This is a genomic window from Pseudobdellovibrionaceae bacterium (genome assembly GCA_019637875.1).
Taxonomy (GTDB): domain Bacteria; phylum Bdellovibrionota; class Bdellovibrionia; order Bdellovibrionales; family Bdellovibrionaceae; genus JAHBUW01.
Window position 1 is genome coordinate 32989 of record JAHBUW010000009.1, and the last position, 15672, is coordinate 48660.

Genomic DNA, 15672 nt, shown 5'->3' on the forward strand with positions numbered 1-15672 from the left:
GAAAATCACAATGAAAAATCGCGTGCGGGACGGCTTCAGAAAATTATTTAACTTCGGAAACCTGGGTTTGCTCCTCGCGCTCACGCTCACGGCGTGCACGGGCAAATCCGGCGAAGAAAAATCCGCCAAGCGCCAGCTTAATCTCGCCATCTGGGGCAACTACTTCGAGCCCGGCGAAGAAAAACGTTTCGAAGAGCTGACCGGCATCGACGTGCAGATCACCAACTACTCGTCGAACGAGGAGCTCCTGGCAAAGATCCAGGCCGGCGCGGGCGGCATCGACGTCGCCGTCCCTTCGGACTACATGGTCGATATCCTGATCAAACAAGGGATGCTCTTCCCGATCGAAAAATCGCAAATCAAACACCTGAGCGAGATCGACCCCCAGTACCTGAAACAAGCCTACGATCCCGAAAACCAGTTCTCGCTGCCCTACGCGTGGACCACGACCGGAATCGCCGTCCACCGGGATCTCTTCAAAGGCGACGTGGGTTCTTGGAAAAAACTTCTGGAATCCCCCGAGCTCAAAGGCAAAGTCTCGATGCTCGACGACACCCGCGAGGCCTTCGCGGTGGCGCTGAAAATCCTTGGCTTTTCGGTCAACGAAAAGGACGAAGCCAAGATCGTTCAGGCCAAGGATTACCTGGTCAAAATCCGCCCGCAGGTGAAGGCCTACCGCTCGGATGTCATCGACCTGATCCTACGCAAGGAGGTCGCGGCGGCGCACGCTTACGGCACCGAAGCGGTCCAAGCCTGGAAGAAGTCCGGCGGCAAGATCGAGTACCTCTTGCCGGAAGAGGGCGGTACTTTTTCGATCGACAACATGGTCATCCTGAAGTCGGCCGAAAACGTCCAAGAAGCCCACGCGCTGATCGACTTCTTCCTGACCCCCGAAACCAACGTGAAGTTCGTCGAGCGGATCCTGGCCGGCCCGGTTCTGAAAAAAACCCGCGACATGCTGCCCGCGGATCTGAAGAACCATCCCGGGCTTTTCCCGCCCACGGAGGCGCTGAAGAAGTTCGAACGTATCGAAGATATCGGCGAAGCCACGCGCGTGTATGATCGCGCGTGGACCGAGCTGAAGAGCCGGTGACATGAAACGCGCCTACGCCCTGCTGCTCGCGCTGTCCTTCTTCAACCCCGCGCCTGCCGCCGCGTCCACGACGCTGCCGCGGCCGGGCCTCACGCCGACGCCGGAGCCCGCGTCGCCGCCCTATCTGGAACTTCTCAGTACCGATTTGCGGACTCCGAAAACCCTCAGCCACGAAGCCACCGAGAGGGTGATCCGCGCCACGCTCGCCGATCTGCGGGCCTGCCATCGCAAGCACCGCCCTCACCTTGCCGGTCGGCGGATCGCGGGACGCCTGCACGTCACCGTCGGAGCCCGAGGCAAAGTAACGAGCGTGCGTTTTGAATCGAAGGACGCGGTCGAAGACGAACTCCGTCGCTGCATCGCGGACCGCGTCTCGCGGCAGCGCTTTCCCGACCCGACGGCAGAAGCCCCCGCCGACGTGAGCGTGACGCTGACCTTCACCGAAGAATGAAGCCCTAGAAAAGTTTTTTACGGCGCGACGAGGGCAAGATCTTCAGCAAATCGCGATATTTCGCGACCGTGCGGCGAGCGATCTGGATGCCCTCTTTCTTGAGCAGATCCACGATCTCTTGATCCGAAAGGGGGGACTTGATGTCTTCCTTCGAGATCAGCTCTTTGATCTTGAGCTTCACCGACTCGGAAGCGAGCGACTCGCCATCCGTCGTCGAAATCCCCGAATTGAAGAAGTACTTCAGCTCGAAAATCCCTTGGTGGGTGTGAACGTATTTATTGGTGGTAACCCGCGAAACGGTCGACTCATGCATCCCGATGTCGTTCGCGATATCGCGTAGAACCATGGGTTTGATGAAGGCCGAGCCCTTATCGAGGAAATCGCGCTGGTGCTTCACGATCGACTCGGTCACCCGGTAGATCGTGCGCTGACGTTGGTGGATCGATTTGATCAGCCAGACGGCGGATTTCAACTTCTCTTGGATGTACTCTTGAGTCGTCTTTGTCCCGTCCCCGCCCGCGCCTTTCAGCATGTTGCGGTAGAAGTTCGAGATTTTCAGACGCGGAAGACCGTCTTCGTTCAGCGAAACGACGTAGTCATCGCCGACTTTGTAGACGTACACATCCGGCGTCACGTAGTGCGTATCGGGAACCGCGTAAGCGCGTCCCGGCTTGGGATCCATCGCGAAGATGATTTTACACATATCCGCGATTTCACGAATATCGCGGCCCATCGCCTTCGCGATGCCGTCGTAATTTTTCTTCTCAAGATCTTTCAGGTGATTGTTGATCAGGTTCACCAGATCCGACGTGTCTTCCTCGACGGCTTTCGCCTGGATGAGCAGACATTCGCGCAAATTGCGCGCGCCGACGCCCGGAGGGTCGAATTCTTGCACGAACGGAAGAACGTCTTCCAGATCCTGCACGGTGACCTTTTCGCTTTCCGCGATCTCTTCCAGCGGGGTCAGGATATAACCGTCGTCATCGACGTAATTGATCAACATCTCGGCGAGGTTCAGCTCTTCATCGTTGAAGCCGAACATCTTCGCCTGCCACATGAGGTGATCGAACAACGTCTGTTGCGTCGAGATCACGTTCTCATAGTTCATGATCTCTTCGTTACCGCCACCCGACTGTTGCGGCGGTTTATAATTGTTATCGAGGTAGTTTTCCCACTCGAACTCATCCTGACGCTGCGGATTTTGATCCGCATCTTGGCTGGCGGGCGTGACTTCCGCGTCCGCCTCTTTCAGACGGTTTTTGTCCTCGTCTTTGAGATCGAGGGTTTCTTCCAGGATGGGGTTTTCATCGAGCTCGGTGCGAACGGCATTTTCAAGTTCCATGCGCGACAGCTGGAGCAATTTGATGGCCTGTTGCAATTGAGGAGTCATCCTCAATGTCTGGCTCATCTTCATTTGCTGACTCATCTTAGCCATTACGCCGTACCCCTATAACTTAAAATTTTCGCCCAAGTAGAACTTTTTGGCCAGCTCGTTGTTCGCAATCTCATCCGAGGTCCCCTGGACCTGAATGCGGCCTTCTTTCAGGATATAGGCGAAATCGCAAATTCCCAAGGTTTCACGGACATTGTGGTCGGTAATCAGGACGCCGATGCCGCGTGCTTTGAGCTGACGGATGATTTCTTGGATATCCGCGACCGCGATGGGATCAATTCCGGCGAAAGGCTCGTCCAACAGAAGAAATTTTGGTGAACCCGCCAGCGATCTTGCGATCTCGACCCGACGGCGCTCACCGCCCGACAGGGCGTAACCGAAGCTATCGCGGATGTGCTGGATACGGAAATCGTTCAGCAGCTCTTCGAGCTTGTCCTTTTTTTCGGCGCCGCTGAGGCCCTGCGCTTCCAGCGCGACGATCAGATTTTCGGTCACGGTGAGCTTGCGGAAGATGCTCGCCTCTTGGGGCAGGTAGCTCAGGCCGATGCGCGCGCGGCGGTACATGGGCTCGGTGCCGATGGACTCACCATCCAGGACGATGTCCCCGCTGTCGGGCTTCACGAGCCCCACGACCATGTAGAAGCTGGTGGTCTTGCCCGCGCCGTTCGGGCCCAGCAGTCCCACGACCGCCCCCGACTCCACGGAAAACGAAACGCCCTGAACGACTTTGCGCTTCTTAAAGCTTTTCGAGATGTCTTCGACCTTGAGGATACTCACTTCTTACTTTCCACTTTCACTTTTTTGCCGCCATCGATGAACGTGATCTGCTCACCGTTGATCTCGTCTTGATTCTGCACCAGACGAGGCCCTCCCGACAGTACAAACTGATTCAGCTCGGGGTCAAAACGCACGGTTTCAGCGGTGGCATATTTGTCGATATCGCTGACTTTAACGCCCCCGCGAATCAACACGGAGCGCAGAAAATCCGTTCCGGAGCGATATTCAAAACGGGCCTCGGGCCCCTCGATTCGCATCGAGTCGACCTCGATCCGGACCTGATCGGTAAAATGCGCCGAGGTATTCTGCCCACTGAGTTTCAAGCGCCCCGACTGGACGGAAAATGAGCGCCCCCGTCCCAACTCCCGGCGCGCGGTGACGCCGCTCTTAATCAGAATTTCTTCCGCGTCGACGCGCGACTCCAGCTGACCACCGGTCACATGAAGCTGGCCGCCCTGCTCATCCTTCGGGCCGACGACGGTGACCTTCGAGCGACTGGAAAGAAAACGCCGCTCGGCTTGATAATCCATTTCACTGGTTTCGAAAGTATAGCCATTCGAGGATTTCGTGCGGACATTGCCTTCAATCCGCAGATCCCGCGTTTTGGCGTCGATCCGTCCGCGATTGCCGGTGACGACGAACTCCATTTTTTGATTCGAATAGAACTGCACGCGGACCTGCTGCAGCTCCCAATTGCCTGCGCCCTCCGAGCCCGTGGCTTGATCGGCGAAAAGCTCCCAATCGCGATTGCCTTCACGGCTTTCCACGAGGTGAACCTTCTGCATGACTTGGGATTGCTCGGGTCGAGAGAGAACTTCTTGCGCGAGGGGATCAGGCTCGGGCGCTTGCTCCAGGTGGATCGGAAAGCCGATCAAAACCTGAAAAAAAATCGCCGCGAGCAAAAGAGCAAAGATGACTTGTCCGATACGGGTCATTCAAGCATTTCCCCGGCATTTTCGCCGCTGGCACGTGGCGAGTGTCGAGTTGATTACTCGGTATCGCTCCGCTTCATGACCGCGAAATTGATTTCGCTCGCGCCAGCCTCGGTGACCGTATACATGACCTTCTTGACGGTCAAGAAATCGATCCCTTTATCGGCTTGAACGGTGATTTTGCTCCAGGGCGTGGGCTCGTCGGGAACCGGCTCACCCGGCGCCGTCGGCGGTTGAATCGCCTGACGAAGCTGATTGCCCAGTTTCGCTTCGTGCTTTTGCTTGGCCAACTCGATCGCTTTTTTCAGCGGCTCGGACAGGGGTTGCAGCAGCCAGTCTTCCTGGGTGCGCACGGCATCGAACGTCATCACCGGCGTTTTGTCGATCAAGAGTTCCTTGGTGGAAATCGTGACGACGACCGCGGGTTTCAGTTCTTTGATTTCGGTGGCCTTCGGCAGCGTAACTTCCTTCGGGATGTAGATGATCTCGCCCGTGGACGAGTAGCTCTGCAGCAGGAAGATCACGAGCACCGTGAACATGTCGACCATCGCCGTCAGCGACAGCGCAGCGACCATTTCGCGCTTGCCGCCCCGACGAGACAGCAAACGGTGGTAGCGGAATTTTTCGCCTGGACGATGGATTGCCATACTAGTTCGGGCCCCCTGTGAGGACGGAAATTTGCGGGAACTGCGCTTGGATCATGACATCCATCGCTTTGATCAAATACTCGTAGGGAAGTTCATCCGACATCGCCACCGCACCGTCTTTTTTGTTCGGGTACTGTTGTTTGGCGTAGTCGAGCTGCTGTTTCAGCGCGACATCGTCGTATTGTTCACCCAATTTAGGAATCTGGTACGTGTTCTTCGCGAGCACCAAAACGTATCCGTTCGGACGCACGTCCAAACGCAGCGGCACGTCCGCTTCCTCGGGAACAGGCGGAGGAGGAGAATTCTCCGTTTTCTTCCCGTAAATGGAAGTACCGATCTGGATCATCGAAACTTGCGTCCACACCGCGGTCAGCAGCAGGAACGTGATGAGGACGGACATCAAGTCGATGAAGGGGACGAGGTTCGGTTCGAATGTCTTCTTTCGTCCCCCGCCGGATTCCTGAACTTCTGACATTGTTTACTCCCGGATCTTATCCCGGTTTGCGGTCACGAGATTCATCAGGCTCATCGAGCTTTCGAGAATTTCGTTTTCCGCGCGTTGGATTTTCTGCATGAAATAACCGTAAGCAACGATCGAGATGATCGCGACCGAAAGACCGAACGCCGTACAGTTCAGGGCGTGCGAGATACCTTTCGAGAGTTCTTCCGCTTTCGAAGCGGGATCCGCCGCCGCGACCGCCGAGAACGATTGGATCATACCGATGATGGTTCCGAGCAGACCCGCGAGGACCGCGATGTTACCGGTGACCGCCAGATAAGCCGCCGAACCTTCGATGCGGGGCTGTTCGCGCAGGACCGAAGCATCCATCGCCACTTGTACTTCTTCGTCGGGACGTTTGTTCATCGCCTGCACCAAGCCGGCCTTGATGACGTTGGGAAGCGGAGCCGGACGCGCATCACAAAATGCGATGGCCTGGCGGATATCGCCGCGGATGACCATTCCGAAGATCTGATCCATGAAGTCTTTGCGATCAACCAAAAGGCTGCCGAAGTCCATGAAGCGCTTCGCGATGATACCGATCGTGGCGATCAAGATCAGCAAGATGATGATCATGACGGGGCCACCCTCTTGGAAGGCCTTGATCAGCCAAAACTGATGCTCTTGGGGGACTTGGGCGACTGCTGCTGCTGTAGGTTCCATATTTCTCCTCGTAAATTACTTTTGCATTCCGAAAACAAAGGGATAATCCACTTCCGCGATCGTTCCCGCGGGCGGATCGGGGAAGCGCTGTTCGCGAATCCGCATCGCGACGCAGGCCTCGACATCACGATCGTTCAACGTCGAGCTCTTCGTATCCGCGCGACGGACGCGGCCTTGCTCTTCGATCACGAACCGGATGACGACTTTACCTTCAAGGCCCGAGTTGTTGCGTAAGCGACGCTCGTAGCACGACTTGATCTGTGACAGGATACTGCGGATCACGCGACGAACGGCCTCGCGATCGATCGATCCTTCGAAGACTTCTTCCGATCCTCCGGCATCAATCGCGACCGAGCCCTTACCGCCCGATCCGATCCCACCGTACGCCGAGGTTCCGCCCGCGCGGCCTTTGGTGCCGACGCCCGCGATCCCTTCGGTCGCGGTGCCTTTACCACCGGCGCCCGAGTCTTTGAAACGTGAACCGATGCCGTCACCGGCGCGGTTTTCGTTCTGACCCGAGGTTCCGCTCGACTTATCCGCCATCCCCAGAAGCTCGCCGGCTCCCGAGTAGGCTTTATCCAGTTTGGAGTTGATCCCGCCGCCACCGAAGGCGCTGAGAAGTCCCGTCTTCGTCACGTCTTTCGCGGACTGCGCATTCGCGCCGGCCTTTTCACCCATTTTCACCGCGCCACCTTGGCGGGTCGATGTCATGGTCTTTTGTCTATCCAGCGAAGGCTTCGGACGCACTTCCGCCGCACGAGTCGCCGCACGCTCCGCGGTGGCTGCTTGCGAGGGATTCTTTGCCTGCGCGGCCTTGGCCGTCTCGGACACCTTGATCACCTTCGGCGGAGGCGTCGGCGTGGGACGCGGAGTGGGCGTCGCGCGCGGAGGCGGCGGAGGTGTGGGTTGCGGGGGCGGAGGCGGCGTGGGCGTCGGCGTGGGAGTCGGGTTCGTCGGCTTGTTGTAGACGAACTGCGCGACCCGCATTTCTTCTTCGGGCTTCGGCTGCTCAGGCGGCGTCAATGTCGACACGTACACCGAGAACAGAATCGCCAAGATGATCGAACCGACCATCGCCGTCAGCTCACCCGCGCTCAAATTGATCGGCGAAGCGAGGATCGGCACCGGTGCGGCCGGCACGAAGCGAACGAAAATTTGAAAGTTGCCGTCACCGAAAGTCATCGCGACCAGATCACCCTGATCCAAACGGATCGCGGTGCCCGCCGCCTGGCGAGTCGCCTTCCCTTGGCGCTGCAGTTCGTTCATGTCCGCGCGACCGCTCAGATTGATCGTCTCGGCGGTCACGGAATCGGGAACGAAGATACGTGTTCCACCCTGCAGTTCGATGAACGGCATGGGCTGCGGAACGTATTGAATCGGCGCAAAGACGTCGCCCTTCGGTCCCAGGTTCAGAACGCGGGTGCCGACGAAGTGGTGCGTTTGCAGAATGCGCTCGCGCCAAGCCGTAATGACCTCGACGATGGGTCCCTTCGTGGGACGCAGGTAATCGCGAAGGTCCTTGATCTCCGACGGGGGAGCGAAGCCTTCTTTGTGTTTCGTTTTATGAGTGCCACCCACGCTCGGCGTGCGCACGGAATCCGGCAACTTCGGCGGAGCCGACGAGGCCGGAGTCGTAACCGTGGCGACGGAAAGACCGCCTCCACCCTGCGAGGGGATTGACGGAGGAGCCTGGGGCGTCGTCGCCTTCGCGGCGGGAGGCGTTTGCACCGCCCAAATCTGCGGAGTCGTCGAAAGCCCTTCGTTGGGATTCAGATTTTTCGTTTTTTCGGTCGTGGCGTCCAAGGCCGCCGGGGGCGTCGGTGTCGCTCCGGGAACCGTCACGCTCGGCGGCGCCTTCGGTTTCGGTACGCCGACGAAGAAATGAATGGTGAATGGACCAAAACCGATTTGATCGCCCGAAGAAATGGGCTCATCCAAAATCGGCTTACCATTTTTGGTCGTTCCCGACTGCGAACCCAAATCACAGATGTAATAACCCGAATCGCGCAATTCGATCAGCGCGTGAATCGGCGATACGGACGAGTCCGGAAGATCGACGTGAACTTCACCTTCGTGACCGAAGATGATCTGGTCGAGGTCGTATTGTTTGACCTCGAGAAGATTCCCGCCTTTAAAGATCCGGAGAATAATCGGTGTCTTCAATTTGAACCCCGCCCGCGCTGCACGTCTTCAGATGTTCTTCTCATTTCCGGCACAAAATTCTCACGGAGTTTGATGAGTCGCTTGAAGTTGAAGTTCTTCTTTTGGAAGAGGTAGAACAGCTCGGGCTTCGCCGTCGCGCCTTCGACCAATTCATCTTCGAAGCTCAGCGACTTGGTTTTTTCACCCGCGGCGGGTTTACCCTTGGCTTGTGCTTGCGCATTCTCGAATGCACGCACGAATCCACCTCTCTGAAAAGAGGCGAACGACACGAATAGAACTAGAATCGTCGTCAATAATTTCATGCTGCAATTCCCGCGCTCACTACTTATTAGAGCCTGACTTTGCTTTATTTTCCAACGCATTAATTCGGTCCCTCATACCATCAGCCAGACCGAGGAAGCGGAGCTGATTCAAAGTATCAAGCCCACCATTCCAATCGTTCAGATGATCTACCTGTAGGATTGCGAAGTTAAAAAGGGCGTCCCTATTGTTACGGTCGAGTTTGATCGCTTCTTTGTAGATCTCTTTCGCGTCTTCGTACTTCCCGGTCGCGGTCAAAGCGATCCCGTAGTTGTTGAAAATCCGCGAATCTTTGATCCCCGCCTTGATCGCGCGGTCGAGGACCATCTGCGCTTTGACGTAATCGCCTTCCGCCGAATAGATCGAACCCAAGTTCGCCGCCGCCGCGCCGTCATTCGAGTTGAGCTCCATCGCTTTTTTGAAAGAGCGAATCGCATCCCGACGTTCATCCAGCGCAAGCTGCGTGAGCCCCATATTCGTGTAGCAGTCGCTCATGTTGGGATTATGTTTCAAAGCATTGTTGAAGTAGTACATCGCCGCCAGATAACGGCCACGGCGATAGTTCACGAGTCCCAATGCATGCAGCGCCTTCGCATCCGAAGGATTTTGCGCGAGCAGCCCCGAAGCCACCCGTTGCAAAAGCTCATCATCATTTTTCCGATGGGCATCGTTGAGCGCACTCGCCGCCTGCTGGGCCGTGGGCGCCTTCGCTGCCGGAGCCGTTGGGGCCTCCGTCGCGCTATCCGTTTTCGATGAGGATGCCGACGAAGGCGTCTCGACCGAAATCGTATCGCTACCGCCTGCGCCGCCTTCACTCTCCGCGGACTTCTCGCTGGAAGAACACGCCGCCAGGGTTGAAACCAACAGTGCGGCCGCCAACAACTTCATTTCGGATTTCATATTCGCGGTTCCCATGATTAGTTCGCCCAGCCCGTCTGTTTAAACTCCGAGGCCCGCTCGCCACCGAAGTAAACTTCCTTCGGCTCCCATTTGCCCAGCATCTCACGCGCTTTCTTATACTCGGGCGAGTAGGTCTCGAACTCGTTGCCTTTGTCGATCGCGGCCTTCAAAGATTCTTTCGCCTTCGCGAAGAACGGATCGGCCAGCTTCTGCACGCCCGCCTTGTACTGCGCGATCTCTTCCGGCGCTTTCAGTTCGCCCGGAACCGGCGATCCGGTCAGCGACTCGCCCATGTGCAAGTTCGCCTGACCCAGCAGATACAAACTCGCCACGACCTCTTCCGGAGAATCGTACGCGATCACGTTGGCCAGTTCCTTGTTCAGACGGGTCAGGAACGAGATCTTTTCATCCACGTTTTGCTTCAGCTTGCTGGGGTTGCGCAGCGAGATCCGACGAAGCTCGGTGTACGTCTCTTGGGTATCCAAGAACTTGATCTTCGCGGCGTAGCTCGCGCCCACGCCCTTCTTGTTCGGAGCGTAGCGCGCCTGCATGCCGACCGTCTTGCGTTTCCACTCTTCCGCGTCGGTCGTGCGTCCCACGCGACGACTCAACTCGTAGATGTGATACGCGCTTTCGACGTTCTTTTCTTGCTCGGTTCCGCCGTAGTTCAGGAACTCTTTGTAATGCTCGATCGCGCGGGTCAGACGCTTGTTCTTGCGGTGAATCGTGGCGATGGAATAGTGCGCATCCGCGCGGTCCTTCGCCTTCTTCGTCTTCGCCATGAACGCTTCGTAGTTCTTCACGGCGGCGGTATCGCGGCCCAGGGCCTCGTTGATCACCGCGGCGTTGAAGAACAAGTTGCCCGCGATGGGATCGTTACCGGCTTCGATCGCCGTCTGCTCAAACGCGGTCGCCGCTTCTTCCAGCAGACCCGAATCTTGATACAACTTGGCGATGATCCGGCGCGAACGGGGCTTATACTTCGTCGCGTTTTTGTCGTTCGACTTCAGGATCGCGTTGTGCGCGCCAATCGCTTTGGCCGTCGCCCCCGCACGCTCGTGGTTGATCGCGGCGTTGAACATCGCGGTCAAAGCTAAATCCGACTTCGGATTCTGACGGGCGAAAGCGTCGAACTGATCGGCGGATTTGCCGTATTCCTTCTGGGCTTCCAGCTCTTGCGCTTTTTTGAAGTTCGCCTTCTCGAGGATGCCGCGGATATCCGCGCCCACCTGCGAGTTTGCGAGGGGACCTTGCAGAAGTTCCCGACCGGTTTTCTCCAGGCCGGCGTAGTCTTTCTTCAGGTTGTACAAATCCAGCAGCAGGTTCGCCGAGTACTCCGCGTACTTCGTTTTCGGATACTTCTGGATGATTTCCTTGAAGGCCGGTTCCGCACGATCGAACTGGTTGTGCTGATAAAGCAGACGCGCGATACGGAAGCGAATCTCGGGCGTCTTTTCCGTATTCGGGAACTTCTGCACGTACCAAGCTCCCGCCTGGACGAACTTTTCCACTTTGGGATCGAGCGGGACGGGGTCGACGGTTTTGCCGACCTTCTCGACGATCTCTTCATCCTTGGGGACGTTCTTTTCCAATGCGAGGACCATGTTTTCGCCCGCTTTGGCCGCGAACTTCGAAGTGGGAGCGTTATCCACGACCCACTTGTACCGCGCGCCGGCGTCGTCGAAACGACCCATGTCGTACAAAAGTTCCCCGTAATAGAAGTGCATGTCCGGCGCCTGCGGTGCCGAGCCGAACTCGGTCAGATACAAACGATAGCCTTCGTAGGCCAGACCCTGCGCGAAGGGCGTCCGCGCGTTCTGCGCCGTCTGGTGCTGTTGCAGAACCCAAGTGCGCAGCGTCTGTTCGCGCAGCTTGTTCGAGTTGTCCACCAGGTCTTTGTTCGCCTTGTTCGCCTGTCCCCACGCCGTCGTCGCCGAGAAGTCCTTCACCCAAGAGTAAAGTTCTTCACGGAACTCACGCGTACGGTTCGCGGTCGAATAGGTTTGCACGATCTGGTACTTGTAATCGAATGCCTTCGGCGAGGTCGGATTGCGCTCGATCAAGTAGTTGAACAGGAAACGCGCGCCTTCGCGGTTTCCTTTGTCCGCGTAGAAGTACGCGAGTTTTTCCAGATAATTGCCCGCATCTTTGCCGGCGAGCGACTGGAAGTAGCGGGGCGCATTCTGCGCATCGCCCACTTCCGAGTAGAAAAGGACCATGTCACGCAGACCCTCGGCCTCGAGACGTCCTTTGTTCAGCTTCTTGTTCCCCGCCTCGGCCACCATGGCTTCCTGCTTCGATTCACGAATCAGGCGCTCCATGACGACCAAAGCTTGCTTCGCATTGCCGCCGCGGAACAAACACCACGCCGATTTGTACATCGAGAAGACGTACAAACGATGCTTACGATTGCGGGTGACTTTGTCGTAGAAGGTTTTCGCTTCGGCCCACTTTTCGTTCTCGAAGTAGAACTCCGCCAGAGCGAACGACGATTCAACCAGGTACGGGCTACGGGGATAGTTTTCGGTCAAACGGGTGTAGTACTCGGTCCCCTTCTTGGTGTTGCCGACTTCGTAGTAGTTGTAACCCAGGAAGAAAAGCGCTTGATCGATCTTGGGATCTTTCGGGAAGTCGCGCACGAACCATTCGTAAAGCTGGATCGCCTTCTGGTTGTACTCGCGGGCTTCCGAGGCATCGAGTTTGGGGCGAACTTTCGTTTTGCCTTCCTCGAACGCTTTCAATTTGGCGTCGTATTCATCCTGTTTGCGGAAATCGATGATCCCCGCCTTTTCCACATATAGTTCCGCCAAGCGCAACCACAACTCCCCGCGCTGGGGCGAGGACTTAAAGCGTTGGGTCAGCTTGAAAAGTTCGTTGATCTGACGATCGGTGATCGACTCGAGGCGCGCTTTGTCGTCATTGCCGTCCTGATAGAAATTGCGCGTACGGGGCGGCTTCACTTCCCCCAGATTCACGTTTGACGTGGCTTTCTGGTTGAAAAGATCCTTCTGCACGGTGGGCAGCGAGGTATCGCCTTTGTTTCCCAGATCGACGTTCTGACCGCGATCCGCGCTTTTGAAGAGCTCACCCACTGTCTTACGCTGACTCGAAACCCCTTGCTGCGACGGCGCTTTGCCGCGGGCCGCGGGTTTCGCCTTGGACTTCGAGCGGTTGTTCTGCGCGGAAGCGCTCGTGCCCGCGGCAACCAAGGCCGTCAGCACGGTCACGAGAAGGAACTTCGGAATGGATTTCGGCTTTTGCACTGTCATCGCTTACTCGCAGTTCTGTTTTCCGAGATAATGATAGTTCCCGATTTCATCGATCCAGTATTCACCCTGGAACGGCCAGTATTCGAATCCGTTCTGGATATAGAAATCGCGGTCGATATTGTCGTCCACGGCCTCATTTTCTTTACCGGCGATTTTCTTCTTCAGGATTTCCTTCTTACCGTTGATCGTCTCGTAACGGATGAAGCTCGCCTGTTCGAAGAAGTCGCGCATATCCGAACGGATGTTTACCAGGTGCGCGCGCACCATCTCGCCGACCGCGATTTTGGTGTTTTTGAAGCGGTTCGAAAGGACCTTCAACGAATAGACGCCCAGCGGGCTACGCGCGAAGCCGCCGTAGCTCTCAAGCTTCAAACGCTCGTCGTTCAGCGACCGCATATATTGGAAGGAACGTTTCACGTCCCCCTCGTCCAGGATACGACGCGAAACCATGTACGGGACTTTCAAGCCCATGATGGGCTTGCGGTCGCGACGAATCGTGTAGGCACGTTCAATTTCATTGAAATAATGGATCGGATCTTTCACCGACTGCAGGTAGCGGTCGATCGAGGTCAGCACGGGCTGGTAGGTCTTCTCGAACAAGTTGAGCGTCTTGTCGGTCTCGTCAAACTTACAGATGTAGAGGTAAACGATCCCGCGAACGAGCAAACTTTCGGGGATGAAGTAGTCCTCGTAGAAGGCCGAGTGCAGGGACTGCAGCGCGCTCAACGTCGTCCGGAATTTCGCCGCCCGCAGCGACGCCCAGGTCGATTCGAACAAAGAGTCATGCCAGATCTCGGTATCGCGCGGGATATCGCGGTAATACTCCAGCGCGCGATCCCAGTCCTGCATCTGGTAGTACGAACGGGCCAGGGCGATCTGCGCCTGCACCTTCGTCAAATCCGTCACGGGAGCACCCGCGCGGCTGTTCAAGATGTCTTCGAAAATCGGAATGGCTTCTTTGGGGCGGTTGCCTTCAAGTAGCGCCGTCCCGCGACGGTACTGGGCCGCTTGGTAGTACCGGCTGTTCTGGGTCACCCGGCCGAAAAGCTGTTCCGCTTCGGTGGGATTGCGGTTTTTCTGCCGAATCTCGCCCAAACGGTAATAGACGATGTCTTTCTGGTTCGGCGGGAACTCATCCACGCGCACTTTCGAAATCGCGTAGTTCAAAAGCGTATCGTCGCCGAGCTGATCGGCCACGATCGAAAGCTTCTCGAGGGCCTGACGGACGTACTTGCTATCGCCGCGACGAACGACGTCGACGAATTGGAACGCGGCGATTTGGTAAAGCTTCAGTTCCATTAACGAGACGCCCAAGATGTACTTAATCTGCATCCGCTCGCTGGTGAACTCCGGGCGACGGGACAGGCTGTAAAGTTGGGGCGCGGCCTGCAAATGTTGACCGGCGCGCACGAGTTGCAACGCTTGAGTCAATTGATTCGCGGGCGTGACTCCGGAGCGGCCCGTGGCGGGACGTGCCGGACGCGAGGGGCGCGCGGTTCCCGTATTCGGACGTTTCACATTCTGCTTACCGCCCGCACCGGGACGGATCACGCGACCCGATTTCCCACGCGATCCCGAGGATTGCGCGTAAGCTTCACCGGTCATCAAAGTCAGACAAAGGCCGATTAGAATCAGGTTTGATTTTCTCATCTGTACTTCGCCTCCGGGAAGAAGAAGCTGGCGCCGATCGTCAGCAAGAGGTTGTTGAACTGACTTTCCCCGGGGGGCGTTCCCGTCGATCCGGGAGGCGGGTTCGGAGTCGCGTTATAGAAATTCCAGCTCAGATCCCAACGGAAGCCGATGCCTTTCGACATTGCGAAGATCTGACCGCCGCCCACGTGAAACGCGGTCGCCGAGGACTGCTTCGCGTTCGTGATGCCCGCCTGTCCGCCCCCGATCGAGAAGTACATATCGAACGGCACGATCCGGCGGTTGAACAGACTCATCTTGCCGTAGATCGGCGACCAAACCAAATCGGCGCCCAGGTAGTTTTGCGCCGAGATGATCGAGTCGGTTTTGACCAAGTTGTTATTGCGCAGATCGCGAACGGCGTCTTTTTCCGAACTCGACAGGAAGGCGAAGTTCGCTTCGATCGCCAGGGACTCGGTGAAGTGATAGCCCAGACGGCCCGCGCCGCCGACGCCCCAGAACCAGGGATCATTCGAGATCGCGGTAAAGCCCATGAAGAACTGAAAACGTTCGGTCTTCGGCAAGAAGCGACGTTGGATCACCGACACTTCACTGAAAGGTTGGAGCTTACCGAGATCCGAAAGCCGCTCGGGCTCTTTCAAATTCGGCTCAGGAGTTTCTTGAGTTTTCGCCGGAGCCTGTGTGCCGCCCGGGGCCGAACCACCGCGATCGATTTCCGCTTCGATGGTGTCGAGGTCAACATCCGGTTCTTCACCCATATCTTGCGCGAAGGACGGACGCGCGACGGCGAACACGAGAAGGCTGAGACAAATTGTCTTCGCCCAAAAAATACGAAATGGTGGGACAAAACCCGAGCGCGGTTCGATCATGTGCGGATTGCTCCTGTCATTCTAAGATAGCGAAGCGACTTGCAAAAAAGTAGTTTGCAAGCGCAG

At 56.9% G+C, this 15672-nt stretch carries 14 protein-coding genes; 2 read left to right on the forward strand and 12 right to left on the reverse strand.

Going from position 1 to position 15672, the window contains the following annotated elements; genetic code table 11:
* Positions 1-10: 10 nt before the first annotated feature.
* On the forward strand, positions 11-1093 hold the full coding sequence (locus tag KF767_12015; GenBank protein MBX3018608.1) for a spermidine/putrescine ABC transporter substrate-binding protein: 1083 nt from the start codon (positions 11-13) through the stop codon (positions 1091-1093).
* A gap of 1 nt (position 1094) precedes the next feature.
* Positions 1095-1544 (forward strand): AgmX/PglI C-terminal domain-containing protein, encoded by a 450-nt coding sequence (locus KF767_12020; protein ID MBX3018609.1) that lies wholly within the window; start codon positions 1095-1097, stop codon positions 1542-1544.
* 4 nt (positions 1545-1548) lie between these two features.
* Here KF767_12020 and rpoN read toward each other — a convergent pair whose 3' ends face one another.
* The 12 genes from rpoN to KF767_12080 form a co-directional block, all read right to left on the reverse strand.
* A complete protein-coding gene (gene rpoN, locus KF767_12025; GenBank protein ID MBX3018610.1) occupies positions 1549-2958 on the reverse strand; it encodes an RNA polymerase factor sigma-54 in 1410 nt (469 codons plus the stop codon).
* Positions 2959-2991: 33 nt separating this feature from the next.
* Complete coding sequence (gene lptB / locus KF767_12030) at positions 2992-3714, reverse strand: LPS export ABC transporter ATP-binding protein (protein ID MBX3018611.1); 723 nt, start codon at positions 3712-3714, stop codon at positions 2992-2994.
* On the reverse strand, positions 3711-4649 hold the full coding sequence (gene lptC / locus KF767_12035) for an LPS export ABC transporter periplasmic protein LptC (GenBank protein ID MBX3018612.1): 939 nt from the start codon (positions 4647-4649) through the stop codon (positions 3711-3713). Before lptC ends, lptB begins: the two co-directional genes overlap by 4 nt.
* 53 nt (positions 4650-4702) lie before the next feature.
* Entirely contained in the window at positions 4703-5293 is a 591-nt protein-coding gene (locus tag KF767_12040) for a biopolymer transporter ExbD (protein MBX3018613.1), read from the reverse strand.
* Between the two features lies 1 nt (position 5294).
* Entirely contained in the window at positions 5295-5768 is a 474-nt protein-coding gene (locus tag KF767_12045; GenBank protein MBX3018614.1) for a biopolymer transporter ExbD, read from the reverse strand.
* Between the two features lie 3 nt (positions 5769-5771).
* Positions 5772-6455, reverse strand: coding sequence for a MotA/TolQ/ExbB proton channel family protein (locus KF767_12050; protein ID MBX3018615.1), 684 nt, complete (start codon positions 6453-6455; stop codon positions 5772-5774).
* A 15-nt stretch (positions 6456-6470) separates the two neighbouring features.
* Positions 6471-8540, reverse strand: coding sequence for a TonB family protein (locus KF767_12055; GenBank protein MBX3018616.1), 2070 nt, complete (start codon positions 8538-8540; stop codon positions 6471-6473).
* 74 nt (positions 8541-8614) lie between these two features.
* Positions 8615-8854 carry a hypothetical protein gene (locus KF767_12060; protein ID MBX3018617.1) on the reverse strand — a complete coding sequence of 80 codons (240 nt, stop codon included), beginning with the start codon at positions 8852-8854 and terminating at the stop codon, positions 8615-8617.
* Positions 8855-8939: 85 nt separating this feature from the next.
* On the reverse strand, positions 8940-9833 hold the full coding sequence (locus tag KF767_12065; GenBank protein ID MBX3018618.1) for a tetratricopeptide repeat protein: 894 nt from the start codon (positions 9831-9833) through the stop codon (positions 8940-8942).
* A gap of 2 nt (positions 9834-9835) precedes the next feature.
* Entirely contained in the window at positions 9836-13087 is a 3252-nt protein-coding gene (locus KF767_12070; protein ID MBX3018619.1) for a tetratricopeptide repeat protein, read from the reverse strand.
* Positions 13088-13090: 3 nt separating this feature from the next.
* Entirely contained in the window at positions 13091-14737 is a 1647-nt protein-coding gene (locus KF767_12075) for a tetratricopeptide repeat protein (GenBank protein ID MBX3018620.1), read from the reverse strand.
* Positions 14734-15531: an outer membrane beta-barrel domain-containing protein gene (locus KF767_12080; GenBank protein MBX3018621.1), complete on the reverse strand. Its 798-nt coding sequence runs from the start codon at positions 15529-15531 to the stop codon at positions 14734-14736. The genes KF767_12075 and KF767_12080 overlap by 4 nt, the downstream gene beginning before the upstream one ends.
* Positions 15532-15672 lie beyond the last annotated feature (141 nt).

Excerpts from the sequence above, each read along its gene's own strand:
- KF767_12015 (MBX3018608.1), top strand. The coding sequence starts at position 11 with ATGAAAAATCGCGTGCGGGACGGCTTCAGAAAATTATTTAACTTCGGA.
- KF767_12020 (MBX3018609.1), top strand. The coding sequence starts at position 1,095 with ATGAAACGCGCCTACGCCCTGCTGCTCGCGCTGTCCTTCTTCAACCCC.
- rpoN (MBX3018610.1), bottom strand. The coding sequence starts at position 2,958 with ATGAAGATGAGCCAGACATTGAGGATGACTCCTCAATTGCAACAGGCC.
- lptC (MBX3018612.1), bottom strand. The coding sequence starts at position 4,649 with ATGACCCGTATCGGACAAGTCATCTTTGCTCTTTTGCTCGCGGCGATT.
- KF767_12040 (MBX3018613.1), bottom strand. The coding sequence starts at position 5,293 with ATGGCAATCCATCGTCCAGGCGAAAAATTCCGCTACCACCGTTTGCTG.
- KF767_12045 (MBX3018614.1), bottom strand. The coding sequence starts at position 5,768 with ATGTCAGAAGTTCAGGAATCCGGCGGGGGACGAAAGAAGACATTCGAA.
- KF767_12050 (MBX3018615.1), bottom strand. The coding sequence starts at position 6,455 with ATGGAACCTACAGCAGCAGCAGTCGCCCAAGTCCCCCAAGAGCATCAG.
- KF767_12065 (MBX3018618.1), bottom strand. The coding sequence starts at position 9,833 with ATGGGAACCGCGAATATGAAATCCGAAATGAAGTTGTTGGCGGCCGCA.
- KF767_12070 (MBX3018619.1), bottom strand. The coding sequence starts at position 13,087 with ATGACAGTGCAAAAGCCGAAATCCATTCCGAAGTTCCTTCTCGTGACC.
- KF767_12075 (MBX3018620.1), bottom strand. The coding sequence starts at position 14,737 with ATGAGAAAATCAAACCTGATTCTAATCGGCCTTTGTCTGACTTTGATG.